This window comes from Acaryochloris marina MBIC11017 (assembly GCF_000018105.1).
In the GTDB taxonomy this organism is placed as follows: Bacteria; Cyanobacteriota; Cyanobacteriia; order Thermosynechococcales; family Thermosynechococcaceae; genus Acaryochloris; species Acaryochloris marina.
This window is the reverse complement of the sequence record NC_009925.1, coordinates 2,425,164-2,449,840: the sequence shown is the minus strand read 5'-3', so window position 1 is coordinate 2,449,840 and position 24,677 is coordinate 2,425,164. Positions and strand designations below refer to the sequence as shown.

General features: G+C 47.9%; 20 protein-coding genes. 12 read left to right on the top strand and 8 right to left on the bottom strand.

The features are described from left to right. Window positions 1-212 precede the first annotated feature (212 nt). From AM1_RS10990 to AM1_RS42135, 3 genes are all read right to left on the bottom strand, one after another. Window positions 213-2,201 (bottom strand): glycosyltransferase family 39 protein, encoded by a 1,989-nt coding sequence (locus AM1_RS10990; protein WP_012162914.1) that lies wholly within the window; start codon window positions 2,199-2,201, stop codon window positions 213-215. Window positions 2,202-2,632: 431 nt separating this feature from the next. Then, the gene (dnaK, locus tag AM1_RS10985; RefSeq protein WP_012162913.1) at window positions 2,633-4,540 is read right to left on the bottom strand and encodes a molecular chaperone DnaK; all 1,908 of its coding nucleotides are present in this window, start codon (window positions 4,538-4,540) and stop codon (window positions 2,633-2,635) included. Window positions 4,541-4,750: 210 nt separating this feature from the next. Beyond that, on the bottom strand, window positions 4,751-4,912 hold the full coding sequence (locus AM1_RS42135) for a hypothetical protein (RefSeq protein ID WP_187152932.1): 162 nt from the start codon (window positions 4,910-4,912) through the stop codon (window positions 4,751-4,753). Window positions 4,913-5,032: 120 nt separating this feature from the next. Here AM1_RS42135 and AM1_RS10980 point away from each other — a divergent pair, with 120 nt between their 5' ends. The 10 genes from AM1_RS10980 to AM1_RS10935 all read left to right on the top strand — a co-directional run bounded on the left by AM1_RS10980 (window position 5,033) and on the right by AM1_RS10935 (window position 17,517). After that, window positions 5,033-5,530 carry an HNH endonuclease gene (locus AM1_RS10980; protein ID WP_010468930.1) on the top strand — a complete coding sequence of 166 codons (498 nt, stop codon included), beginning with the start codon at window positions 5,033-5,035 and terminating at the stop codon, window positions 5,528-5,530. Between the two features lie 278 nt (window positions 5,531-5,808). Continuing rightward, window positions 5,809-7,047: a DHH family phosphoesterase gene (locus tag AM1_RS10975; protein WP_012162911.1), complete on the top strand. Its 1,239-nt coding sequence runs from the start codon at window positions 5,809-5,811 to the stop codon at window positions 7,045-7,047. 81 nt (window positions 7,048-7,128) lie between these two features. Beyond that, window positions 7,129-8,964: an ATP-dependent zinc metalloprotease FtsH3 gene (gene ftsH3 / locus AM1_RS10970; protein ID WP_012162910.1), complete on the top strand. Its 1,836-nt coding sequence runs from the start codon at window positions 7,129-7,131 to the stop codon at window positions 8,962-8,964. 269 nt (window positions 8,965-9,233) lie between these two features. Further along, window positions 9,234-9,671 carry a hypothetical protein gene (locus tag AM1_RS10965; RefSeq protein ID WP_012162908.1) on the top strand — a complete coding sequence of 146 codons (438 nt, stop codon included), beginning with the start codon at window positions 9,234-9,236 and terminating at the stop codon, window positions 9,669-9,671. Between the two features lie 39 nt (window positions 9,672-9,710). Further along, a complete protein-coding gene (locus AM1_RS10960) occupies window positions 9,711-10,415 on the top strand; it encodes a TIGR04282 family arsenosugar biosynthesis glycosyltransferase (protein WP_041659661.1) in 705 nt (234 codons plus the stop codon). After that, window positions 10,387-11,115, top strand: coding sequence for a TIGR04283 family arsenosugar biosynthesis glycosyltransferase (locus tag AM1_RS10955; RefSeq protein ID WP_012162906.1), 729 nt, complete (start codon window positions 10,387-10,389; stop codon window positions 11,113-11,115). The genes AM1_RS10960 and AM1_RS10955 overlap by 29 nt, the downstream gene beginning before the upstream one ends. 155 nt (window positions 11,116-11,270) lie before the next feature. Beyond that, a complete protein-coding gene (locus AM1_RS10950; RefSeq protein ID WP_041659656.1) occupies window positions 11,271-12,620 on the top strand; it encodes a DUF3747 domain-containing protein in 1,350 nt (449 codons plus the stop codon). Window positions 12,621-13,043: 423 nt separating this feature from the next. Next, the gene (locus AM1_RS10945; RefSeq protein WP_012162904.1) at window positions 13,044-14,216 is read left to right on the top strand and encodes a tocopherol cyclase family protein; all 1,173 of its coding nucleotides are present in this window, start codon (window positions 13,044-13,046) and stop codon (window positions 14,214-14,216) included. Window positions 14,217-14,365: 149 nt separating this feature from the next. After that, the gene (locus AM1_RS10940) at window positions 14,366-16,060 is read left to right on the top strand and encodes a TolC family protein (protein ID WP_012162903.1); all 1,695 of its coding nucleotides are present in this window, start codon (window positions 14,366-14,368) and stop codon (window positions 16,058-16,060) included. 2 nt (window positions 16,061-16,062) lie between these two features. Continuing rightward, window positions 16,063-17,517 (top strand): DASH family cryptochrome, encoded by a 1,455-nt coding sequence (locus AM1_RS10935; RefSeq protein WP_012162902.1) that lies wholly within the window; start codon window positions 16,063-16,065, stop codon window positions 17,515-17,517. 217 nt (window positions 17,518-17,734) lie between these two features. Here the strand turns inward: AM1_RS10935 and AM1_RS40970 are convergent, their stop codons facing one another. Together AM1_RS40970 and AM1_RS10930 are read right to left on the bottom strand one after the other, a co-directional pair. After that, on the bottom strand, window positions 17,735-18,097 hold the full coding sequence (locus tag AM1_RS40970) for a hypothetical protein (RefSeq protein WP_148215719.1): 363 nt from the start codon (window positions 18,095-18,097) through the stop codon (window positions 17,735-17,737). Between the two features lie 264 nt (window positions 18,098-18,361). Beyond that, entirely contained in the window at window positions 18,362-19,684 is a 1,323-nt protein-coding gene (locus tag AM1_RS10930; RefSeq protein WP_012162900.1) for a tetratricopeptide repeat protein, read from the bottom strand. Window positions 19,685-20,442: 758 nt separating this feature from the next. Here AM1_RS10930 and AM1_RS10925 point away from each other — a divergent pair. Beyond that, window positions 20,443-21,123 carry a 2OG-Fe(II) oxygenase gene (locus AM1_RS10925; protein WP_012162898.1) on the top strand — a complete coding sequence of 227 codons (681 nt, stop codon included), beginning with the start codon at window positions 20,443-20,445 and terminating at the stop codon, window positions 21,121-21,123. A gap of 45 nt (window positions 21,124-21,168) precedes the next feature. Here the strand turns inward: AM1_RS10925 and rsmG are convergent, their stop codons facing one another. The 3 genes from rsmG to AM1_RS10910 are packed head-to-tail and all read right to left on the bottom strand — an operon-like array spanning window position 21,169 to window position 23,974. After that, a complete protein-coding gene (gene rsmG / locus AM1_RS10920; RefSeq protein WP_012162897.1) occupies window positions 21,169-21,939 on the bottom strand; it encodes a 16S rRNA (guanine(527)-N(7))-methyltransferase RsmG in 771 nt (256 codons plus the stop codon). Between the two features lie 23 nt (window positions 21,940-21,962). After that, a complete protein-coding gene (locus AM1_RS10915) occupies window positions 21,963-22,241 on the bottom strand; it encodes a 4a-hydroxytetrahydrobiopterin dehydratase (RefSeq protein ID WP_012162896.1) in 279 nt (92 codons plus the stop codon). Window positions 22,242-22,288: 47 nt separating this feature from the next. Further along, complete coding sequence (locus tag AM1_RS10910; RefSeq protein ID WP_012162895.1) at window positions 22,289-23,974, bottom strand: DUF3352 domain-containing protein; 1,686 nt, start codon at window positions 23,972-23,974, stop codon at window positions 22,289-22,291. A gap of 412 nt (window positions 23,975-24,386) precedes the next feature. Between AM1_RS10910 and AM1_RS10905 the strand changes: the two genes are divergently transcribed. Beyond that, on the top strand, window positions 24,387-24,677 hold the full coding sequence (locus AM1_RS10905; RefSeq protein ID WP_012162894.1) for a hypothetical protein: 291 nt from the start codon (window positions 24,387-24,389) through the stop codon (window positions 24,675-24,677).

The window sequence follows — 24,677 nt, the reverse complement described above, 5'->3', positions numbered from 1 at the left end:
ATTGAAGAAAACCCTCACCAAGACTCGTACCAGGATTCTAGACAGAGGCCAAAGATTGCATCAAGGATGGTGCTCATTGGCCTCTGTCTAGAATCCATGGCTTGCTTTAAGAGGATGGATCAAGACTGGAGTAAAGTTGGTGGCTGAACGGGGCTTGGCGATGGCCATTCCTGACAGCACCAGAAAAGATATGGCAATGGGGTGATAGAGCTTTACCTCTGTTTAAGCCGGGTAGGAGAGGTAATCTCGTAGAGTTGCGTAAAACGGAAGTGAGGGGCATTTTGCCAGAGTAAATTGAGTTGGAGATCTAAGTTGTTGCGATCGCACGCTTGTTCCAAGCACAACAAATAATCTACCTCTGCTAAGCGGGCTTCGATTGTCGCCAAATCGTATTGTTTATCAGGGGTCTTGTCCGCCGGGAGTAAAACAAACTCACGCCCTGGATTATGAAACATCATCGGAAAGTAATGGTCGTAGCCCACAATCGCTACCTTCTTTCCTGGCGGGATATTTTGTCCAATCTGTTCTACTCGATCTCCCCCATTGGCTTGCTCATAAATCAAGCGGTTGCGTGTCCAGTCACTCAAGACCCAAATATTGTCTAAAGGCTTAGGCGAAGGCATAAACAAAAGCGGCTTGGCGAAATTAAATGCACAGGCATAGCAAAGAATCACCAAACTCAGCATCTGTAAACCATTGAGCATCCAAGGCCTTGGTTGAAGTCGCTGTAACAGCATGGCTACACAGAGTCCACTCATTGCCGCCACCAAAATAAAGAACCGACTCTTCCACGGTGACCAGCCCATGGCATAGCAGAGGGCCAATACCAAGGCGATGGAGACAAATGCCATGATTCTAGGGAGTCGTTGGCCTTTAACAGCACACCAAACCATCGCTGGGACCACTAGAAAAATTCCCAATGGCCCAAACCAGGATGTATCTTCCTTCATATCCCAGAGGATCACGAAGGGTGTGGATAAAGCCAATTGACTTCGGCCTGCAACTCCTAAGATCGGCTCACAAAGTGTGTTGTAGAGGTGTTGTAATCCATCTGTCAGGGACCAACCCATCCCCTTTTTCCACAGGATATCCACAGGCTGAAGTAGGTGAATACTTTGGAAGCTATAGCGGATAAAGTTCGCAATCCCTCCAACTAATCCATCATTGTTACGGTTTGCGATCGCAAACTTAGCAGGCCCCAGAAACCCACCAAACTGGCGATAGTTATCCCAAAATAACCAGGCCTGGGACAGAATTACAGCCGGAAGGAAGCTGACCCCAATCCAGCGCCAATGGCGCATGGATGACTGCACCAGCAAGCCCAATCGTCCTTTCTGAACCACTAAACTCAGCCACTTCAAGCCAAAGAAAAAGGCAAATAAAACGAAGGTTGTTTTTACCGCTACGCCAAAACAGAGAGTCAAGCCCAACCCCAACAGTGACTCAAAAGAAGGAGACTGCAACCAGCGATCTGCCCAAACTACACAGGCAATCGCCACTGCCGCTAGGATAATGTCATTTTTGGTGGCCGTGGCCTGATAGACCACTTCGGGGAGTGAAGCGATGACAAAGGCTGTGGTTAAAGCGATGTAGCGATTCACTCGCGGACGTGCGAGTCCATAGGTAGCCAGCAATATCGTCAGATACGATAGCCAACTAAATAGCCCCAACCCATAGTCCGTCCCGAATCGTAAGAATAAGTGCGAGAGAATATCTGACCCCACCGGGAAGGCGGCTTGGGGCGTAATGATGAAATCTCGAAGCAACAGGCTGCGATTTTGCTCCCAGAGTAGGACTCTCGGTAAGTGGTAGGTCAGAGCATCCCAACTACTCGGTGGTAGTAGCACGGCTTGAAGCAACAGGTAGAGTAGGGCAACGGCCAAGACTGTCAGTGTGACTGGAGCCTCTCGACCAACCACAATGATGCGGTGGGGAATATCCCTGATGATGGGCCATCGTCGCCATTGCAGTCCCACCAAAGGCAGTAAAACAGCCAGTTCCACAAAGGGTAGCCACTCAGGTCGTCCTAGCAAAAAGCCGATCTGAAGCAAGAACGAGAGAAGGCCCAGGCCAGACACAATACCCAGGGCCAGGGCCGCTGCTACTGGATAAGCGTTGGGGCGGGTTCGCAACCCGATAAATATGCTGAGAATAACAGCTGCTATTTCGGTAATCGGTATTAAGGCAACTGCCCCTAACATTCGACCTGCTCCACATCATCAGTAGACAGCTTGGCTAGGCGAAACGCCGACTTCTTCCCTACAACCTTGCGGCCGAGAATGTACCTGGTTTTGTGCATTGCCTAAAAGCTATCTATGTCTTATTGGAAGCCATCTATGGGCTGGATGCGGTGATTGCGATCGCGCAACTGTAGTGAATTTCATAACCCATCACTATTGACCTGGCCTTTGATGTCGCGCATTTGCCAGCGGGGACCTCATTGCTAGCATCTGCATAACTAGCGGATGAGCTGCAATACAATTTGTCTCTGGATTACGTCTGCAAAAGGCCCCAGGTTTCACTCATGAAAAAAACTCTGCTCTTTGATTAAGAGCAGAGTTTAGAAGGAGTAATAGAAACCTAAGTCTTAAGACGGATCTATCGGTTCGCTAGAGTCGATAGATCGCGAACTCTAGTTCGTTTCAGTGAAATCAGCATCGATGACATCATCGTCGCCACCAGCGGTATCACTGGGCTCATCTGGAGTAGCCCCTTCGGGTGCCCCTGCAGCAGCGGCATCACCTTGCTGATATAGCTGTGTGCTGATGCTGTATAGGGTTTGCTGCAACTCAGTGGTTAGAGACTGCATTTGCTCATGGTTTTCACTGGCGATAGCTTCTTTCAGATCTTTGATCAGACCTTCAGCCTTCTCTTTATCCTCACCGGAAACCTTATCGCCTAATTCAGACAACTGCTTCTCGGATTGGTACACCAGCGTATCGGCCTGGTTCTTGGTCTCGATCTTCTCGCGACGTTCTTTGTCTACAGAGGCATTTTGCTCTGCATCTTGAACCATCTTGTCGACTTCAGCATCGGACAGGGTGGAAGCCCCCGTAATGCTAATGGATTGTTCTTTGCCAGTGCCTTTTTCTTTAGCAGTGACATTGAGAATACCGTTGGCATCAATATCAAAGGTGACTTCAATTTGAGGCACGCCTCGCGGTGCGGGAGGAATGCCGTCTAAGCGGAAGGTTCCCAGACTCTTGTTGTCTGTAGACATTTCCCGCTCACCCTGGAGTACATGAATCTCCACATTGGTTTGGCCATCCACCGCCGTTGAGAACACTTCTGATTTCTTGGTGGGAATCGTGGTGTTTCTGGGAATCAGCTTGGTCATCACACCACCAAGGGTTTCAACTCCCAAGGATAGCGGTGTGACGTCTAGTAAGAGAATATCTTTAACTTCACCGGCCAGCACACCCCCTTGAATGGCAGCACCGACGGCAACCACTTCATCAGGGTTAACGGATTGGTTGGGTTCTTTACCGAGGACTTTCTTAACGACTTCTAAAATCGCGGGAATGCGGGTGGAACCCCCAACCATCACCACTTCATCAAGAGCGCTCTTATCGATTTTGGCGTCACGGACGGCATTCTCAACGGGAATCCGACAGCGATCGATCAAATCAGAACAGAGCTCTTCAAACTTAGCGCGAGTAAGGGTGGTGTCTAAATGCTTAGGACCATCTTGAGTCGCTGTGATAAAGGGAAGGTTGACATCCGCTTGGGTGACATTGGAAAGCTCAATTTTGGCTTTTTCTGCTGCTTCAGTCAGACGCTGTAGGGCTTGCTTGTCTTTGCGTAGATCAATCCCTTCGGCTTTCTGGAACTCGGCTGCCAAGTAATCCACAATCTGCTTGTCGAAGTCATCCCCGCCCAAGTGGGTATCACCCGAAGTGGAGAGTACTTCAAACACACCGTCACCCACTTCAAGTACGGAGACGTCGAAGGTTCCTCCCCCCAAGTCAAATACCAAAATGGTTTCGTTGCTTTTTTTATCTAAACCGTAGGCGAGCGAAGCAGCGGTGGGCTCGTTGATAATCCGCAGGACTTCCACACCGGCAATCTTGCCGGCATCCTTTGTGGCTTGGCGTTGGGAATCGTTGAAATAGGCGGGAACGGTAATTACCGCCTGAGTGACTTTTTCGCCGAGATATTTACTGGCATCATCGACTAATTTGCGGAGTACCTGAGCTGAAATCTCTTCAGGGGCAAACTTTTTGCCTGCTGCAGGGCAGTCCACTTTAATGCTGCCCCCTTCAGTGAGGACTTGATAGGAGACTTCAGTCGTTTCATGGGTGACTTCGTCTTGACGGCGGCCAATGAATCGCTTCACTGAGTAGAACGTATTCTCAGGGTTCATGACCGATTGGCGCTTGGCAATTTGACCGACCAAGCGATCACCATTTTTGGCATAAGCGACAACGGAGGGGGTTGTCCGGAATCCTTCTGCATTGGCAATGACCGTGGGTTTGCCCCCTTCCATCACTGCTACGCAAGAGTTAGTGGTTCCTAAATCTATTCCAACAACTTTTGCCATAGGTTTTTACAAGCTCCTTCTAAAAAATTGTCTGTTAAGCAAACAGGTCACTGACCGGGTTCTAGAACACCCATAGACGAAGTAGTAGTTCATTTGTACTAATAACAAGCGCCGTGGGAGGGTTAACTTACCTCTATACTTGGCTTTCCTAGCCAGATCTTGAAGGCGTATTTACCGAACCTGGTGTAGACGGTTTTAGTGCTGTGGGGATTACCAAGCGGTCATCAAATGACTTTGCAGTAGGGCAGCACCAGGGGGAGCCGTCAGTCGTAAATCGTCAGGGGGTAACCCTAACGATTTCCAGGACTTGGTTTGCTGAATCCATACATTCATCACTATAAGCAGCACCTCTACAGACTGTCGTTGGGACAACCGTAACGTTTGGGGGGTATTTACCGTCAGCCCCCAGTAAATGGGCCTAAGTATTGCCCAATCATAGGTTTCATGGGGTATGTGCTACTATCTGTATCAGATCTGCCTGGGCAAGGATTCATGGGCAAAGTTCTCGTTCTGAATGCCTCCTATGAGCCGCTTAATATCACCAGTTGGCGTCGAGCGGTTGTTTTAGTCCTCAAAGAAAAAGCTGAGCAAGTAGAACACAACGGTAAGTTTGTGTATCGAGACTTTCCCTTGCCGACGGTCATTCGATTGCGCCAATATGTGCGGGTGCCTTACAAAGAAATTCCCTTAACTCGCCGAAACCTACTACATCGCGATAGCCATACATGTCAATATTGCGGACATGCTGGCGATGATTTAACCCTAGATCATGTGATGCCCCGATCACGAGGAGGGGGAGATACCTGGGAAAATATGGTGACGGCCTGTGTCCGCTGTAACGTCAAGAAAGGCAATCGGACGCCCAAAGAAGCCCGGATGATCCTGAAACAAACGCCGCGTCGTCCTTACAGTAGCTTGTACTTTGAGGTCACTAAGCATCTACGAAATGGGGTTCATCAAGAATGGCGTAAATATGTCATTGGTATGTAATTTGTTGCTTTTTACTCTGCCTTAAACGCATAAAGACGAGTATTCTTCCCCATAACTTTAGGGGTATCCTCACATCAAGGGGCTGGTATTTTCAATTAGGATCAAAGAAAATAATTGTAGGGGAATAGTGGAGTAAGCGCCTGCGGGATAGCTAGCACCGATCCCAATCCCAGCGATTCGTGATAATCTTCAGAATCTGCTTTGCCTTAAATCAAGCGGTTCTGTCCGTGTCTATGTTCCATCTGAATATTACTCCTACCTAACATTAGGTTTTTACTATGGTTTCAACTTCTTTGAAGTCAGTTGACCCTAAATTAGAGACTCGTTCAGCCAATCTCAACTCGTCTGAAAAACTGGGTGCTCGATCTTCTAGTAATCTCACGAGTCTGAATGGGCGAGCCCAGGAACAGCGTGCTGACGCCTTTGCTAAGGTGCTCGAAAGTCATCGCGGCGATTCGCAACTTGTGATTTTGCAAGACTTTCCTGATCCAGATGCTTTGTCTTCTGCTTGGGCCTACAAGCTGATTGCAGAGCAGTATGATATTCAATGCGAAATTCTCTACGCTGGCACCCTGAGCCATCAAGAAAATATTGCCCTAGTGAAACTGACCAATCTGCCCGTGCAACGATGGGCTTGTCAGTCTCCAAAAACCAAAGGAAAAGATTTATCAGCTTACCAGGGCTGTGTCTTGATTGATAATCAGGGCACGACCAGCCAATTATTACCGATTTTACAGGCGGCGGATATTCCGATCACCGTCGTTATCGATCACCACAGTTTGCAAGAAGGCGTGGAAGCTGAATTTACAGATGTACGGCCCAATACTCGGGCGACAGCGACGATTCTGACCCAGTATCTCCGGACCGGTTTGCTAGAGTTTGATAGCAATGTCAGTGAACATGTGAATTGTGCAACGGCGCTCATGCATGGCCTGCGGTCTGACACCAACTTTCTCAAGCAAGCCCAAGAAGAAGATTTTCTGGCAGCGGCCTACTTAAGCCGCTTCTACGATAGTCAGCTCCTGAATACGGTGCTGCAATCTTCTCGGTCGAAGCAGGTCATGGATGTGATTGAGAGCGCTCTCAAAAATCGCAGCGTCTACAACAACGTGACGATTGCTGGTGTCGGTTTTCTCCGCTATGACAACCGCGATGCCATCCCTCAAGCGGCAGATTTTTTGGTCACCGAAGATAATGTGCATACAGCCGTAGTGTATGGCATTGTCCATGATGAAGATGAAGATCTGGAATTGGTGGTCGGGTCCTTGCGCACAACGAAGCTAACTCTGGACCCTGATGAATTTATTAAAGAAGCCTTTGGTCAAGATACTCAGGGCCGATTTTTTGGCGGTGGCCGCTCCCTGGCGGGTGGATTTGAAATTCCTATGGGCTTTTTATCGGGGCTGAATGAGAACTCGGATTACGCCAAGCTGAAGTGGAGCGTCTACGATACCCAAATTAAGCAGAAGCTCTTGCGTTTGGTGAATCCAGAAAACAGCGTAATTACCAGCAGCTAGCCCCACCTCTGAAAGAATGGGTTAACATTAGTTAATGTAGCGATCGCATCGCCCCATTCTGAACCTGGAGGATTAAAGTCCGTGAATAAGCGGTGGAGAAATGCAGGATTGTATGCGCTGTTGGCCATTGTTGTCTTGGCATTAGGGACAGCGTTGCTAGAGCGCCAGCCTGCTGATAACCCAACTTGGCGTTACAGCAAGCTGATCGAAGAAGTCGAAAATAACAACGTTGAAAAAATTCGCATCAGCGCCGATCGAACGATGGCTGAAGTGAAGTCTGGCGAGGGTGTTATTACCGTTAACTTGCCACCGGATCCAGACTTTATCGATATCTTGACGAAGCAAGATGTTGATATTGCTGTCCTTCCTCAAAGAGAAGAAGGGGTTTGGTTTAAGGCATTGAGTACATTTTTGGTCCCTGTCCTTTTACTCGTGGGACTGTTCTTTTTGTTCCGCCGGGCGCAGTCTGGACCGGGTAACCAAGCCATGAACTTTGGTAAGTCCAAGGCTCGTGTGCAGATGGAGCCTCAAACCCAAGTCACTTTTAATGATGTGGCGGGTATTGAGCAGGCCAAATTAGAGCTGACAGAAGTCGTTGACTTTCTAAAGAATGCAGACCGCTTTACCGCAGTCGGTGCCAAGATTCCTAAGGGCGTACTGCTGGTGGGTCCTCCTGGAACTGGTAAAACCCTTTTAGCGAAGGCTGTGGCTGGAGAAGCTGGTGTGCCCTTTTTCTCCATCTCTGGTTCAGAGTTTGTGGAAATGTTTGTGGGTGTGGGTGCTTCGCGAGTCAGAGACTTGTTTGAGCAAGCTAAGACCAACGCCCCTTGCATCGTCTTTATTGATGAAATCGACGCCGTTGGCCGTCAGCGAGGAGCTGGTTTAGGCGGCGGTAATGATGAGCGGGAACAGACCCTCAACCAGCTCCTAACAGAAATGGATGGTTTTGAAGGTAACACTGGCATCATTATCATTGCAGCGACTAACCGTCCTGATGTATTGGATGCAGCCCTCATGCGTCCCGGTCGTTTTGACCGCCAAGTGGTGGTGGATCGCCCTGATTACAAAGGACGTCGTGAAATTCTTAATGTCCATGCTCGCGGCAAAACCCTCTCTAAGGATGTTGATTTAGAGAAAATGGCTCGCCGGACCCCTGGATTTACCGGTGCTGACTTGTCCAACCTCTTAAATGAAGCTGCGATTCTAGCGGCTCGCCGAAATCTGACTGAGATTTCCATGGATGAAATCAATGATGCGATTGACCGTGTCTTGGCTGGACCCGAGAAGAAAGACCGGGTCATGAGTGAGCGCCGTAAGCGTTTGGTGGCCTATCACGAAGCTGGTCATGCTCTGGTGGGTGCGTTGATGCCAGATTATGATCCAGTTCAAAAAATTAGCATTATTCCTCGGGGTCGTGCCGGGGGCCTGACCTGGTTCACACCGAACGAAGATCAGATGGATTCTGGCCTCTACAGCCGCAGCTACTTGCAGAACCAAATGGCGGTTGCTTTAGGCGGTCGGATTGCTGAAGAAATCATCTTTGGTGAAGAGGAAGTCACCACCGGTGCTTCCAACGACTTACAACAGGTGGCTCGTGTGGCTCGCCAAATGATTACTCGATTTGGTATGAGCGACCGCTTGGGTCCTGTGGCCTTAGGTCGTCAGCAAGGCAATCCTTTTATGGGACGTGACATCATGAGTGAGCGGGACTTCTCGGAAGAAACTGCTTCTACCATTGATGATGAAGTGCGTAACCTAGTGGATCAAGCCTACCGTCGTGCTAAAGATGTCTTGGTGTCTAACCGAGCTGTCCTTGATGAAATCGCTCGTCGACTAGTTGAGAAAGAAACGGTAGATTCTGATGAACTTCAGGAAATTCTCAATACCAATGAAGTGAAGATGGCTGCGATCGCATAACGCTGCATCACCCACTATCAAGTTTGGGTGATTTCACATCCTGCATTAATCATTGACTACCTCAAGAGGCTCTGCTTGCAGAGCCTCTTTTTTGATTGCGATGGATTCAAAGCACTATATGTAGTATTTGAACTAAATAAATTAGCTATATATGGTGTATTGGTTACATATTGTTCCAATCCACCTTGCACTTGTTTAGGGATTGACAGAGGCAAAAAATACGAATAAAGTACATTTGTACTAATTTAGCCCCTCTGGAGACGCAAGCAATGTCCATCGGTCTAACCACGCCTACGCAAGCTTTTGTGGCAACCCAAGTGGATCAAGCCTATTGCAACCAACGCCAGCGCTATCAACAGCGCAAGCTCCGTATGGCAATTCGGTATCGGCGGCGGTTAGTGTTTTTGCGGGCTGCATTTCAGCAAGAATTGGATCGAGCGATGAGTGCCAGACTGCAAAAAGGCTTGGGGCTAAAAATTCGTTTGAGTGAGCAATCGAAACACCAAGCTCATTTCATGGCTCAGTTTGAATTTGAGGGGCAACAGTGGGTGTTGACCTGTCAGCGTCATTTATGGCGTTGTGATTGGTTCTTTGCCAATGCCGATCAGAACCGGGTGGTGCGCTGCACCCATCGCACCCTAGAGCGCCGTTTATGCTATGCCCTGGGGCATCGTCGCGCCCGCTCCCTTAACCTGAAAGCGGCTTAGAGCCGATATGATAAGGACGTTCGTTTGGCCTTAGTTTTTATGAACGACCAGGATAGGTCCTCCTCCAATGCTCCGTTTTGCCTACTGCTCTTTGTCAAAAATCCTATCCCTGGCACGGTTAAATCTCGATTAGGACGAAGTATTGGGTTTGAAGCAGCTGCGGCGCTCTACCGCTGCTTTGCTAGGGATTTACTCTTCACCACCCGACAATTGGGGATAGACCACCTGATTTTTTATGCTCCGGCGGCAGCGGAAACTGCGGTGCAGGATTGGTTAGGGCCTCAATATACCTACCTGCCCCAGCAAGGAGATGATTTGGGTGAGCGCATGGCCCATGCCTTTGCCACCTGTTTTGAGCGGGGATATGGCGGTGCATTGATTACGGGCAGTGATAGTCCGGATTTACCCCTGACCTATTTACAGCATGGACTTCGTTCCTTGACGCAGCAGCAAGTCGTGATTGGTCCGAGTGATGATGGTGGGTACTATACCCTCGGGTTTACACCTGAGACCTTTACACCTGGGGTTTTTGCAGATATGCCCTGGAGTACAGAGACGGTGTTCGAGCAAACTCTGCAGCGCCTCCAATTCTGTTCTGTGCACCAACTACCGACTTGGTATGATGTCGATACATTAGACGACTTACGTCACTTCCACCAACGACTATCCCAGGCGGGTGCCCAAACCGAAAGTATGACTTTTCTGCAGCAACATCTTGACCTCTTGGGCCACGATGCACCCTGAACTTTCCATTGTTATTCCTGTGCTGTATGAAGGGGCGAATATTTTGCGCTTGGTTGACCATCTTCAGGCCATTGCCGGGGATATAGTTTATGAAGTCCTTGTGGTGGACGGTGATCCAGAAGGTTCAACCCTGAAATATCTCCCCCCTGACATCCAAGGAATCACTGCTCCGGCAGGACGCGGATCCCAGATGAATGCCGGGGCTAAACTGGCCCAAGCGCCCACCCTACTGTTTTTACATGCGGATACCCGACTACCATCAACGGCACTGGCTCAAATCAAGCTGACGATGGCGCAAGCTGCTGCTGGGGCCTTTGACTTGGGAATCGATAGTCCTAGAGCGGGCCTGAAGTGGATTAGCCGCGTCGCCTCGGTGCGATCGCGCCTGACGCGTATCCCTTACGGAGACCAGGCGATTTTTGTGAATCGGACTACGTTTAATCAAGTGGGCGGCTTCCCTAATATTCCGATTATGGAGGATGTGGCGCTGATGCAGCGGCTGAAACAACAGGGGATTCCGATTCAGTTTGTGTGCGATCGCGTTTTGGTCTCGCCTCGGCGTTGGGAACAGGAAGGCATTCTCCGCTGTACCTTGCGGAATTGGGCGTTGTTGGGGCTGTATACCTTGGGGGTGAGTCCTCATCGTTTGTGGCGTTGGTATAGGCCACCTTCACTACCAAAATCAGGGCTTAAAAATTAGTTATATTTTGGGAGGATAAAGAAAAATAAACGGTTTGGCGTGATACACTCTCGACTTAAAACGAACCCCTGGAACAAGCCAGATGATGCTTGTCGTCACAAGGGCTGATCCATATCGCTCAACATAATTCACCATCACGTTGTAGAGCCAAACCCATGAAATTATCATTACGCCCCATTGTTCAATTACTCGCTTTTGCGGCCTCTGCCACGTTTGCAGTAGGGGCCACAGTTCCAGAAGCCCGAGCCGCTACCTTTAGTGAGAGAGAAATCGATCAGTCTAAGTTTGTGTTGGTAGCAGCCCCGATCGGCAATGGCAATATTCACCAACTCTTGATCCTGGAACAAATTTCCTCTGAAAAAGAATGCTGGAGTGAAAGTGGCAGCAATCCGGTTATCATCGACCCCCTCTTACTGAACTTTGACTTCACCGGTTTGTGTGGCCGCAGTGTGGATCAAAATGGCTACTCAATTCGCGTGGACGGTGAAGATTTGGGCGGACGTTATCTCGTCCAAATTCGGAAAACGGATACAGATATGGTTTTGATGGGGATTCCTGACTCCAAGGCAGGGGGAGATCAGGATATTGAATTGGGTCGCACTAATGGTAAAACGCCTGGATTTGCCAAAATTATTCTCGATCCTGAATGGCGACTCACGAAACGAAGCTTTAAGAAGAAAACGTTAGGTCATGTTTATCTCTCTAAAGGGATTAGCGCGGTACCGTTCCCAGATGTTGAAAATGACATTTACCTCAAAGACATCAGCCAGGCGGTTGCCCTCAAATTTATTGCTGGGTTTGAAGATAATACCTTCCGTCCGTTAGAGTCTTTGACCCGTGAGCAATTGGTTTCCATGATTCTGGAGTCTCTGAAGAATATCCCTGGTGTGAACTTTACGGTTCCCAGCCAAGCCAGCGGTAATCCCTACCCAGATGTGGCGGCCAGTCGTTGGAGTGCAGCTAAAATTGCCTTTGCCCAGCAAAACGATATTGTTAAAGGCTATCCGGATGGAACCTTCCAGCCCACTCGTAAAGTCACTCGAGCAGAAATGATGGCAGTGCTTAAGAAAGCGGCCCTGTATGCCAAATCTTTGGGAGGACTGGAGACTCAACTGGCTGAGAAGCAACCGGCTCTCAATTTCACCGATACCAGTGGTCACTGGGCATCTGCTGTGATTACCGAAATGTCCAGCTATTGTGGTGTGGCCTCTCCCTTGAATGAAAAGGGTTTGGCCTTTACGCCCAATCAATCGGCTCAGCGTAATTATGCGGCAGCAGCCACCTTGCGTACCCTCAACTGTGTGAAAGCAGATGCATCAACTGGTGCATCGCCTGCTCCGGCTGGAGCACCATCGGATCCTTCTGTTGCACCAACCGTGCCGTTACCGTCTGTTCCCCAGCCATCAGTACCGACCACTCCTGCCGTGCCGGATGCACCAACAGCGCCTCCTTCGGAGTCTAATATCGCTCCAACGGTACCGATGCCATCTGTTCCTAAGCCCTAGGACTCTCATTCATGATCCTGGATGCCGTCTCTACCGATAGGGCTATGCCGCCGTCGTAGCGTCCTGTATCCAAGGGAAAGACATCAAAATGGCTCAGCCCTTAGGAAAGGCTGAGCCATTTTTTCGCAGGCATCGTGCCTGGTTCAGGAGGGCTCGAATATCTGATGGGGTATCAATGACTGAGCACCTTACAAATATTGATTCTCAGAGAAAAAATAGTTTCCGTAAATCCACTCAGGTGGCTGGCTGGCTGGCCTTGTTAGGATAGCGTTTGCCTCAGGGGTTCTGCTCCCTGGCTCCTCGCGAGCCCTCCTGGGGCTAACTTTTTGTATGGCGTCATATCCGCTCTTCTTCCCGGCCAGATCCTATGATGAAAGAAGAGATGTTATGGACGAAAAGCCTCAGAGCCATGTAGATCCAGGAATGGGTCTGCAGAACTGGGTTATGAATACGCTGCCCTCCACCCTGATTACGCCCCACAGTGGTTATCACTGGGATGGTAGTCAGCGGCGATTTTTTGAAGGTTGGTATTACCGGGTCACCTTGCCAGAGCTGGATCAGACCTTCGCCTTTATGTATTCCATTGAAGATCCCATCGGGGGGCAACCCTATAGTGGTGGGGCTGCCCAGATTTTAGGTCCTGAAGATACTTATTTTTGCCGAACCTTTGCAGATGTTCGTCAGTTTTGGTCTTGGGGGGCACCTGCAGGTATGGGGCCATTGGGGCTAGGCCATTGGAGTCGTGGAATTCCAAGCTTAAAACCCCAGTTGCTAGCGCCTGATGAGTTTGATCGGCAGATCAACCAGGGATATCAGGGAACCCATACTTGGCATCAAGGTCATCTGCGAGATCCGGGAACGGGGCAAACCGCTCATTGGGCTTATCGGATTCAACCGATTTATGCTTGGGGAGAGGTGGGAAAAACGCCGAGATCAACCGCAGGACTGCTATCGTTTTTGCCCATTTTTGAACCTGGATGGCAGGTAATGATGGCCCATGGATGGGCGACGGGGTGGGTGGACTGGCAAGGCCAGCGATTTGTCTTTGAAAATGCCCCTGCCTATGCTGAGAAAAATTGGGGGGGAGCCTTTCCCCAGAAATGGTTTTGGATTAATTGCAATTGTTTTGAAAATCAGCCGGATTTAGCGTTAACGGCGGCAGCTGGGCGTCGAGGGGTGCTGTGGTGGATGGAATCTGTGGGTTTAATTGGCATTCATCATCGGGGGCAGTTTTATGAGTTTGCCCCCTGGAATTCTGAGGTCTCTTGGTCGGTAACGCCCTGGGGAGAGTGGACGATGACGGCCAGGAATTCGGAATATGCGGTGGAAATTTGGGCGAGTTGCGATCGCAACGGCACTCCCCTCCGTGCCCCCACTCAGAACGGCCTAATTTTTATTTGTAAGGACACTATGCATGGCCGTGTCACCCTCACTTTAAAACGCTATCATCAGCAAGGAACCACCCTGCTCCTTAAAGCTCATAGTCACCTCTGTGGTCTAGAAGTGGGCGGTGGTCCTTGGCAGACAGCATGGATTGCAGAAGAAGCAATGTCTCCACCCTTGGACGCTGCGCCTTGGGGACTAGCGGCGACCTAGAACCCTGCTAATCTCTGTATGCCATCTTTATGTAACAGAGGCGATCACAGACAATGGTTTACACTGAGATTTGCGACTCTAAGTGGTTTTAAGGTGGAATTAGGCCGATCCCCATAGCGTATGAGCAAAGAATTGATAGGTCCAACAATATGGTGATCCGACTTTATCTGGCGGCGGGTTTAGGAATAGCCCTGATTGGCCTTGGGATACAGCCGTCTTTAGGGCAGGCCCCTGAGGCAACTGTGCCAGAGTCTAAGCTGAACCGAGATTCCTCCTTGTTGAGTGTGCCCACGCAAGCCTCAGATGTTGAGATTAAACTCGATCAGCCCCTCACACTCCAGCAAGCCTATGAGCTGGCCCTGCGCAATAATCTGACCCTACAAGTTACGGAGCTGCAGCTGCAGCAAAACCAGAGTTTTTTATCCCAGGCGAAAGCAGCTAACTGGCCCACTCTGAGTGTGCAGTCAGCTTTGACCCGGACGGATTCCGCTAATTTTCTCCTCAACCAAACGCCGATTCAGGTGGATGCAGCGGCACAACTCCAAGCCCAGCAGCGAACGTTGCTCAGTTTGCAAACGCAACAGTTTCAATCCCAGCAAGAACTGTCTATCGATATTCAGCAACTGCAGTTGCGGTTACAGCAGGATCAAAACCAGAGTCAACAACAAATTTTTGATCAGCAAATTCAGCAGCTGCAATTGCGGGCCAATACCAGTGCAACCCCCTTTGCGATTACGAATGTAACCCCTTTGCAGCCCATTGCAGCGGTACCGATTAGCCAAGGTAATACTGGGGGGATTTCGAATCGTATTCAAGGGACGGTCTCGGCTACCTACAATATCTACACGTCAGGGTTCCGGTCAGGGCAAATTGAGGCTGCGAAGGCCCAGGTCAAAATTTCTGAGTTAGAGCTAAAGCGACAGCTTGAGCAATTGCGGTTAGATGTGGCGAATGACTACTACAATTTGCAACAGTCCTCAGCTCTGATTACCGTTTCGAAAGATGCCGTTCGCAATGCAGAGGCCAGCTTAGAGGTGGCCAGGGTAAGGGAGCAGGCTGGGATTGGCACCAAGTTTGATGTGTTGCAGGCGGAAGTTCAGCTAGCGGATACGATCCAAAATGCCACCCAGGCCGATAACCTCCAGAAAATTGCCCAACGCCAACTGGCCCAGCGCCTCAATGTCAAAGAAACGGTCAACCTATCGGCGGCAGATCAGGTGAATATTGCGGGCGGCTGGCTGTTGAACTTGGAAGACAGTATTGTGTTGGCCCTTCAAAATCGGGTGGAGCTGGCGCAGCTTCTTAGTCAACGTCGGTTGGCTCAACAGCAGCGCCGTGTCGCCCTGGCGGCCAATAAACCCCAGCTTCAGGCTTTTGCTAGTGCGGAAGTGGTGGATGAGCTGGATGATAATGTTTCGGGTGCGTTTGGCTATGCGGTTGGGCTGCAAGTTTCCATCAACTTTTTTGATGGCGGAGCGGCTAAGTCTAGGGCGGCGCAGCAGGAAGAGAATATTGCGATCGCAGAAACCCAATTTGCCGATACCAAAAATGATCTGCGGTTTGAGGTGGAGCAAGCCTATGCCGATCTGCAATCGAATTTACGCAATATCAATACGGCCCAAAGCAGTGTCCAGCTCGCTGAAGAAAGCTTGGCCCTGGCACGGTTGCGATCCAGTGCCGGGATTGGCACCCAGTTAGATGTGACCAGTGCAGAAAACTCACTGACTCAAGCCAAAGGGAACTTGGTGTCGGCCATTCTCAACTATAACCGAGCTTTAATCGCCCTCCAGCGGGCCACGAGCTTTGCTCAACCCGTTAGTGGTGTAACGCCTCTAGGGGGATAAGGGTGCGAGTCCTCATTTGGTTTCGCAATGACTTGCGGCTCCATGATCATGCGCCGCTCCATCAAGCGGTGCGTTCCAATGCCGATGTGATTCCTTGCTACTGCTTTGACCCCCGTCAGTTCGGCCAAACCCCCTTTGGCTTTCCCAAAACGGGACCGTTTAGAGCCCAGTTTTTATTGGAGAGTGTGGCAGATTTGCGTCAATCCTTGCGAGGCAAGCAGAGTGATCTGATCCTGCGCCAGGGTCATCCCGAAACGGTTCTGCCTGAGTTGGCCCAAGCCTTGAAGGTGGAGACGGTGTATTTCAACCGGGAAGTTACGGCTGAGGAAATTGAGGTCGAGAATCGTTTGCGTTCTGCTTTAGCCGATCTAGGGATTGAGTGCCTACGTTTTTGGAGCAGTACGCTCTTTCACCCAGAGCAGCTGCCTTTTCCCATCCGAGAGCTGCCAGAAGTATTCACCCAGTTTCGCAAGCAGGTGGAGAAATCTGCCAAGCCCAAAGCCCCCTTCCCCACCCCCCAGTCTTTATCGACGCTACCCGATATTGCTCCAGGTGAGCTGCCTCAACTGGAGGACTGGGGATTATCGTCTCCTGAGCCTGACGCCAGAGCGATGATTCAATTCTCCGGGGGAGAAACGGCAGCACTGGCCCGATTGCAGGACTATATCTGGGAGCAGGATCGCCTCAAGCGCTATAAGGAAACTCGTAACGGCATGCTGCAGCCGAATGATTCCACGAAGTTTTCGCCGTGGTTGGCTTTGGGCTGTGTATCGCCGCGATATATTCACCAGCAGGTCAAGACCTATGAGCAAGACCGGGTTAAAAATAACTCCACGTACTGGCTGATTTTTGAGCTGATTTGGCGCGATTATTTCCGGTTTATTTGTGCCAAGCATGGCAAGCGAGTCTTTCGGGTATCGGGGTTGCAGGGGCTGGCATTGCCCTGGCAGGACAACCGCGAAACCTTTGAGAAATGGCAAACGGGCCAGACGGGATTTCCGCTAATTGATGCCAATATGCGGGAGTTGGCGGCGACGGGGTTTATGTCGAATCGGGGACGGCAGAATGTGGCCAGCTTTTTAACCAAGAATTTGGGTCTGAATTGGCAAATGGGGGCAGAATGGTTTGAATCTTGCCTGATTGATTACGATGTGTGCAGCAATTGGGGCAATTGGAATTATGCGGCGGGAGTGGGAAATGATGCCCGAGGATTTCGGTTTTTCAATATTGTTAAACAGGCAAAGGATTATGACCCGCAAGGGGATTATGTGCGCCATTGGTTACCGGAGTTGAAGGATGTACCAGGGGGACAGGTGCAGACGCCTTGGCAGTTAACAGCATTGGAGCAAGAGATGTTTGGCTTGACGATTGGCAAGGATTATCCAGAACCAATGGTAGATTTGTGGCAGTCAGCTAAGGTAAATGAGCAGATCTATAACCGAGTGGTGAATTATTAGTGAATTATTAAAACCAAGTGGTGAATTATTGGTGAATTATTAATAGTTGACTCTAGAAGTGATGTAGAGAATTTCTTGCACATTTTTGAGATCTTGAAAAATAGTCTGGAAAGCTTGAATGACTGTGATCTTTGAAACCAGAGTGTAAAATGTTTCTCAAAACATGCCGATTTCTCAAGCCTCAGCTAAGATTGCTACTTTAAATTAAATATTTGATTTAATAACTCATCAAAAAATGAATATTAATATTGCTTCTCTTTTTGGAAAAACTACATCCATTATTAACTCCAGAGATAGTCCCTACTGGAACATGCCATGAAGTTCTATCTGGACATCTCACCCGAGCACGTGCATCGAAATTTAGCTTCAATAAATCTCCTGAGTGAAGCTTTTCACCTTGATAAATGGGCTGAAATCTTCTATTCTCTTGTCTTCGCATAACTTTAACGTCACCACTAACATCTTCAAGAACTGCATATGGTAGTTCTTGGGCAAATGCTGTAAAGGCAGTGAAAACATTCAGGATAAAAGGCAAAGAGATAAATATATAGTTGTGCTTGCACAATTGTCTACAAATCATAAATAATCTCACTCACATCTTTATGTAGGAATTAGAACTCAAAAAGGTACTAGCACTCAAGAAATACTGTGACGTTAAACACATGAATAATGTTGCCAATTATGAAAAATTTTTCTAAAAAACGTTATGTGCAAAGAAAATTAACTAGATAAAAATGATTGATTTCTATCGGCAAAGATGTCAGGGGTTATTAGACAAGTTATTGTTAGTTGAATAAATTGGCGTCATTCAAGTTGCCATAATACTGATTTTCAGAGGTCTACATCATTGAGACTTTAATTCTTGATAGGAGTTAGAGATGAAATTTCTAGCTTGAGGAATCCATTCGTCTTCTTCTGGGATTTCTGAGTCTGCATACTGAATGCACTTTTCATAGTTTTGGTATACTGCGTAATCAGCATGTTTAGCTTTTTTAAGTGATTGTGCTAATAGACAGAATGCAGAAGCCTTTTTTTCATCTTTAATAGGAAAGCCGATGGCTTGTTCTAATAATGGAATAGCCTCATTATATCGTGATTGCTCATATCTAGCCCAGCCTAAGTTCTTAATTGTTGCATATCCTAGTTCTGGATCTATTTTTTCTCCAGCTTTTTGATCTATTATTGCTTTTATTTTGTCTAGTCGCTTGACAGCTTCTGAGTAATTTTCTCTTATTATATATAACCGTGATAATCTATTTATAGCTTCTAACTGTAGTTTCTCAATGGGTTTTAAAGGTGATTCATCTGAGGCTTCTATTTTTAGTTTTAAACTTGCAATCTTGAAGTTTTCTTCAGCTTTTTTGTATTCGCTTAGCTTTTCATATATGACAGCAATATTAAATCTAGCTAAATCATTCTCTGGATCGATTGAAAGAGCACGGTGGTATGAAGCCATAGCACTACTAATACTACCTGTATCAGTAAAATTCAGACCTTTATTGTAAAAATGATTGGAGATGTTAGGTAAAAAGGTACGAAAGATAATTAAGAGGATCAAACAAAAAACTGCTGCACCTAGTTGCACTTCTTGCCTAAAATGAGGAGAGATTTTCATGAAACTGAATATTCTTGTAACTAGTTCCTGCCCTTCATGAGTAATAATGACTGCTGCGAATAAGGTTGTCAGTGCACCTTGAACTGCAAGGAATAATGAACTTAGCAAGTCAGGATCAGGACTGATAACCCTGGAAGAGATGTCGAATAAAATACATAAAGACGCAGCCAAAATAATAATAGAAAATATATTAAATAATCGATCATATTTATCGTACCAATGAACTGGAATAGTTGGTTTTAGGTGCCACCACCAAAAATCTTTATTAGGATGAAAACTTCTACATAGCTTTTCAATATTAATAGCTTGTGTAATTTTGTCAGATTGTTTTTCTAGTCTTGCATCTAACTTTAAAAGGATTGGTGATATCTCATAATAGTCATCTTTTTTGCTATTGATAATAGTCTGGATAATGTCACGAATTTTGAAGGTATTTATAATTTCTGAGGCTGATAATTTTTTATCTTCATTTTCTATTATTTCTATACTTTCTTGATAGCTCAATAGCAAATCATTGCTTTGGCTATTTAAGCATCTTTCTTTGTCATTCATGGTATTTTAGTTAGTTGAATTATTGGATATTTTGCATCAAAATTTACGAGATATTAACTGAAGAATAATCAGGCGATCAATAGCTTATAACTCCTGAATTTCTCTTGTATTTATGAGGTTTTTTGCTCTTATCTTAGAAGAGAGAAGGGTATATTATAGATATCGACCTAGTTCTGATAAATTACGCAGATTAAGTCTATATTTTTGAAATTTTTAGGCTTTGATTTTTCTTTTAAAAAGGATATTCATATAACACTGGGCTGAAAAATCAGGCGCTATATTAAACTTAAAAAGTTCTAGATTTGAACTCAAAAAGTGATTAATTTTTATGAGATTATTGTGGAGGATTGGTCGCTAGAAAAAATTTTCCAGCAAGTTAAGTATCTAGATTTAAGTTTAGCAACTAGCTTAGAAAAGGTATTGCTGATAGTTAATGGTCTTGATGTTATTTTCAATACGTAGTATATTTTTAAATAGTGGAAAAATCGAGATATATTCTTTCAGCGAAGAGATAATCTTGACATCTAAACCATGATTTTGGGTTGCGAGAAGTTTGTCATGTTCTGTCTGCTTGCAATAGGGTATGGCAATAGTCTACTCAACAACCTATATGGCCACAAACCTTTGATCTGTAAAGACTTCAATAATACTAGGTGAAAAATATTCATATGCTTTTGAATAAGTGTTTAAGGAGCTATAGATCTCGTTTATAGACCAAAGCTGGGAAATGTTGATATTTATCTCTTGATCGATTTTTTATGTCTATAAATGCCCAGTCAAACGTTGAATACAAAGTCATTAACCAACAGGTCTATAACATTCAGCTGATGGATCGGCAGGTTGAGACCAAAATTCAATTTGTTTCCGAAAACCCCAATGACGCTACCATTAGCAAATACGTCGCCCTAGAGCATTGCTTTAGCGATCAAGAATGCGACACCATTGAAACCTATTTCTCTCAAGTCAAAGCCATGACCGGAGAAGTGGGCGGTAAATCCGTCCATAAAGCCACCCGAGATAGCACCCTCCACTGGTTGCGGTTAAACGACCACCCCGACAGCGTTTGGATCTACGAGAAGATCATGCATCATGTTGCACAGGTCAACGCCGAGAACTGGCAATTTCGGCTGGATGGATTTGAAAGCTCCATTCAACTCACGGAATATGAACCTGGCGGACATTACACCTGGCATCAGGATATTGGGTCTCGGCGCAGTGGCCTGCGGAAGCTGTCCGTCTCTGTGCAGCTTTCCGATCCAGAGACCTATGTGGGCGGTGGGCTTGAACTCCATGCCACTCAAAAGCCCGTCATGATGCCTCGCTCCCGTGGCACCCTCGTGATTTTCCCTAGCTATACTCTGCATCGCGTCACCGCTATGACTGAAGGCACCCGTCGGGCTCTCGTCACCTGGATCGGTGGCTTAGAAGCCTATCGATAATCTGAATTTTTAGGTGTATTAACTGGCCATTAAATAGGTGCGAAGTTACAGGGGCTTTCGGGCGGGCACCCCTACGCGCCGAGGAAATTTAGGGTCTGTGGTCTTAATCTTTCGAAGATAGATACAGTGCCGAATGCCTTGAGAATGAGGCATTTTAACAGGTGATACGGCAATCAGTTCGCCTCCTAGTTTGGAGGTTGCAGCCACTAATCCTTCCTGCTCTTCTGCGGTCCATTGACCGCGATACAGTACGGCATAGCCCTGCAATGCCAATAGAGGGAGGGCGTATTCAGCACAGACCGAAGCCGGACCTACGGCCCGAATAACGGCGAGATCAAAGGATTCTCGATAGGGGGACTGTTGACCTAGATTTTCGGCGCGATCGCAACACGTCTCCACATTCTCCAAGCCCAGTTCTGCGTTGACCTGCTGCAAAAAAGCCAGCTTCTTTTGGGTCGAATCCAGCAGAGTGATACGCCAGGTGGGTTTAATAATGGCGATGGGTAGCCCCGGAAACCCGCCTCCCGTTCCAATATCAATGACTTTTAAGGGGTGGCTGTGGTCTACCGAGAAGCTAACCTGCCGCTGTATAGAAGAGTCCGGCTGTAGCCAAGGCGCAATTCCAACGAGGGAATCCCACAGATGTTTTTCCCAGAAGTCTGGGGGATCTGTAATCCGGGTTAAATTCAGCTGCTGATTGGCTTGGACAATCAGCTGAAACAGCCGTTCAAACTGCTGCTCCTGCTCAGGGGTAGGCTGCCAGCCCAAAGATTGCAACCACACGTCAGATCGATTCGGTAGGGCGCCGTTGCTCATGGGTGGTCTGTTCGGGGCCAGACCTACAGATTAGAAATGGTTTGGGCCATGCGGAAATCCATCTCCGTCAAGCCCCCCGCATCATGGGTGATGAGGGTAATATCGACCCGGTTGTAGCTGATGTAAATATCAGGGTGATGGCCCGCAGCCTCGGCAGGATCTACCAAGCTATTTACAAAAGCCATAGCTGCCAAAAAATCTTTGAACTTGCGGGTAATCTTCAGGGATTGACCATCTGTTGTCCAACCCGTGAGCGTCTGTGCCCGTTCACGAATGGTCGCATCATCTAACTTCGCAGCCATCGGGGAACCTCCAATCTTAAGCTTGTGGGTTTGCCGCACCTGCGCGACTATGATTCTTTCTTTAGTTTGACATGAATGTCGTAGCGCGTACTCCACTCATTGTTGATAGCGGTCGTCACACCAATCGTTTCGATCCCTTTCATAAATTTTGTGGTGTCGGGCGTCAGTTTGGGCAGCAGGGGATTGGTATCTAGCAACCCCAACATGCGCGGCATATCAATATAGAAATGGCCGTTATTCGGATCTAAATCTGAAGTGGTGGCCCCCTGAAAACTCGCTGCTTGGGTTAAATTTTTCTTCGGAGCTGGAAGTAAGCGGTTGGCAATCGGTGCTCCCAGGGTAAAAAAGGCCACGTCATTATCCAACCAACCATGACTGGCAATGGGCAATCCGGGGGGAACTTTCCAGTTCGTGACAGTTTTATTCCCTACTTTGGATTCACTGACTAGAAAATCAAAGCGATCGCGCATGGCGTTATCCAGGTCTCGAAACGCCTGGTTCGCGGTGGTCCTGTCTTTGGCTTTGGCTAAGAAGACGATTCCGACCCCTTTTTTATCGTCGGTTTGAGCAGGGATGATGGCACTAGAGAATTCTCCATCCATCCAGTTCACAAACTGATTATTGAAATCAATGCCCGTGCGTTTGCTAAGGTCATCATTCCAGGCTTTAGGATTTAGGGGAAACACCAACTTGGCTAAGTTCCCCTGGGCATAGTCCCGCCAGACTTGCTGGAAATTCCCCCCAGACGTCATCAATAACGTATCGTCGGGTAAATGCTTGGCGATATCTTTGGCCTCGTTTTTGGCCTCTAGGGTGTCTTTAGCATCCGGCTTTAGCCAGGAGATCGCCTTAAATTGGATGCCATCCTTGACCACCATCAGGGTGGAGCCAATGCCCTGAACACTCTGAATGCGTTCCTGGCTGGCTGGAGATAAGGGCACACGACTCATCTGAGCGGCGGCGATGGGGACATTAATATAGACCTTTGCGATCGCAGCGTCGTTTTCAATCTCTTTGAGGGCCTCTTGATACCGGGGCACATCGGCTAAGGCTGGCTTCCCTTTATAGGTATCAATGACGGCATTGATAGGAGCATCGGCAGCAGTAAACACTAACCAGCGATTATCTAACGTGGCAAAGCCATAACGATTGCCATCATCCGCCTTAAATTCATACACCTGCGTTGCTTTATAGGTGCGCGTATCTGTTGAATTAGCCGATGTGAGCTTGTTCTGAAATACTTTTTCGAACTGGCCTTGATCGCGAATGGGCACCACCCAAATCGTGGCCTGCTGGCTTTGCTCCTCAACGGAGTCCACTGTGGGAGGCAAGAGCGCCATGGTCAGTTGATTGGCTGCCCAGGGTTGGATATTGGCTTTATAGGACAGGCCATTGGGTTCCAATACGTCTTTCTCTAGCTGCTGGAGCTGGTCTTGCAAGGTCTTTCGTGTGTTGGTGGTCCCGAACTGGGCCACTTGTTGCCATTTACCGCCCTCAGTGTTGAGGGTGACGCTGAGCATTACGTCTCTAGGCACCACTTTGGCCCCTAGGGGTAATGGCCCCGCTTTATCGTCACTCCCTCGGAGGAGAAAGAAGGCGAGCGTCCCGCCCACGACCAGCAATGCCGCACCACCCAACGTCAACAGCAAAGTCCGAGATTGAGCTTTCTTCGGCTTGCGCTTAGCCAGCTTAGATCGGTTGGGTCGGGTCGGTCGAGTGGGTCGTTCGCTCATGGTTGAGTTAAATCCAAGGTGTAGAGGTCAGTATGCACAACTTCACTAACTTAGGTAAAGCGTGCGATCGCGATTAGGGATAAAGCCGAATCCCTAGGTGTCCCCATGATTGGCCAGTATTCTGTCTATGCAGACGGAAACAACCATAATATGTCCATCGCATTTTAGAATAATTTCGTTTTATTGCCCTTAAAATCCATGAGCGCTGCGGATCAGAATATCTAGCTGCAGGGTTATGGTCAGGCTAATGCAGGAGATTTTTGCGCAGAAATTATTACAGTCTTCGCTGTTTGTTGGCCTAAAAAATTGAGAATAAGTACAAATTTTTTTCGATCAATATAGGCTTTGCTCTTGCTGAAATAGGGGTTTCTTGCTACAAATTACAGGTAATTAAACCTAGTAAAACAGGGATATGCGAGTGACATATGTTCATAATCCCCCTGACCCGAATCGGCATTCTGAGTCTGTGCAATTACCCTCCCAAGCTGTGATGTTGGCATCTGCTCGTGCAACCTATCAAGCCTATTGCCAAATCCATGTAGACGCGCAATCTCCGACTGGAGTGGCGATGGATCGCAATACGGGGCGTGGGCAACTCATTTTCTCTGAGCAGCCGATACTGCTTCCCCATGAATGCTTTATTTCTGTTGATGATATAGAGAACGACGAGTCCTCCCAACCCGAAGATATCGAACTCGATTAG

What these genes read in the sequence shown, in the direction of transcription:
- AM1_RS10990 (WP_012162914.1), bottom strand. Translation starts at nt 2,201, where the DNA reads ATGTTAGGGGCAGTTGCCTTAATACCGATTACCGAAATAGCAGCTGTT.
- dnaK (WP_012162913.1), bottom strand. Translation starts at nt 4,540, where the DNA reads ATGGCAAAAGTTGTTGGAATAGATTTAGGAACCACTAACTCTTGCGTA.
- AM1_RS10980 (WP_010468930.1), top strand. Translation starts at nt 5,033, where the DNA reads ATGGGCAAAGTTCTCGTTCTGAATGCCTCCTATGAGCCGCTTAATATC.
- AM1_RS10975 (WP_012162911.1), top strand. Translation starts at nt 5,809, where the DNA reads ATGGTTTCAACTTCTTTGAAGTCAGTTGACCCTAAATTAGAGACTCGT.
- AM1_RS10965 (WP_012162908.1), top strand. Translation starts at nt 9,234, where the DNA reads ATGTCCATCGGTCTAACCACGCCTACGCAAGCTTTTGTGGCAACCCAA.
- AM1_RS10960 (WP_041659661.1), top strand. Translation starts at nt 9,711, where the DNA reads ATGAACGACCAGGATAGGTCCTCCTCCAATGCTCCGTTTTGCCTACTG.
- AM1_RS10950 (WP_041659656.1), top strand. Translation starts at nt 11,271, where the DNA reads ATGAAATTATCATTACGCCCCATTGTTCAATTACTCGCTTTTGCGGCC.
- AM1_RS10945 (WP_012162904.1), top strand. Translation starts at nt 13,044, where the DNA reads ATGGGTCTGCAGAACTGGGTTATGAATACGCTGCCCTCCACCCTGATT.
- AM1_RS10940 (WP_012162903.1), top strand. Translation starts at nt 14,366, where the DNA reads ATGGTGATCCGACTTTATCTGGCGGCGGGTTTAGGAATAGCCCTGATT.
- AM1_RS40970 (WP_148215719.1), bottom strand. Translation starts at nt 18,097, where the DNA reads ATGATTTGTAGACAATTGTGCAAGCACAACTATATATTTATCTCTTTG.
- AM1_RS10930 (WP_012162900.1), bottom strand. Translation starts at nt 19,684, where the DNA reads ATGAATGACAAAGAAAGATGCTTAAATAGCCAAAGCAATGATTTGCTA.
- AM1_RS10925 (WP_012162898.1), top strand. Translation starts at nt 20,443, where the DNA reads ATGTCTATAAATGCCCAGTCAAACGTTGAATACAAAGTCATTAACCAA.
- rsmG (WP_012162897.1), bottom strand. Translation starts at nt 21,939, where the DNA reads ATGAGCAACGGCGCCCTACCGAATCGATCTGACGTGTGGTTGCAATCT.
- AM1_RS10915 (WP_012162896.1), bottom strand. Translation starts at nt 22,241, where the DNA reads ATGGCTGCGAAGTTAGATGATGCGACCATTCGTGAACGGGCACAGACG.
- AM1_RS10910 (WP_012162895.1), bottom strand. Translation starts at nt 23,974, where the DNA reads ATGAGCGAACGACCCACTCGACCGACCCGACCCAACCGATCTAAGCTG.
- AM1_RS10905 (WP_012162894.1), top strand. Translation starts at nt 24,387, where the DNA reads ATGCGAGTGACATATGTTCATAATCCCCCTGACCCGAATCGGCATTCT.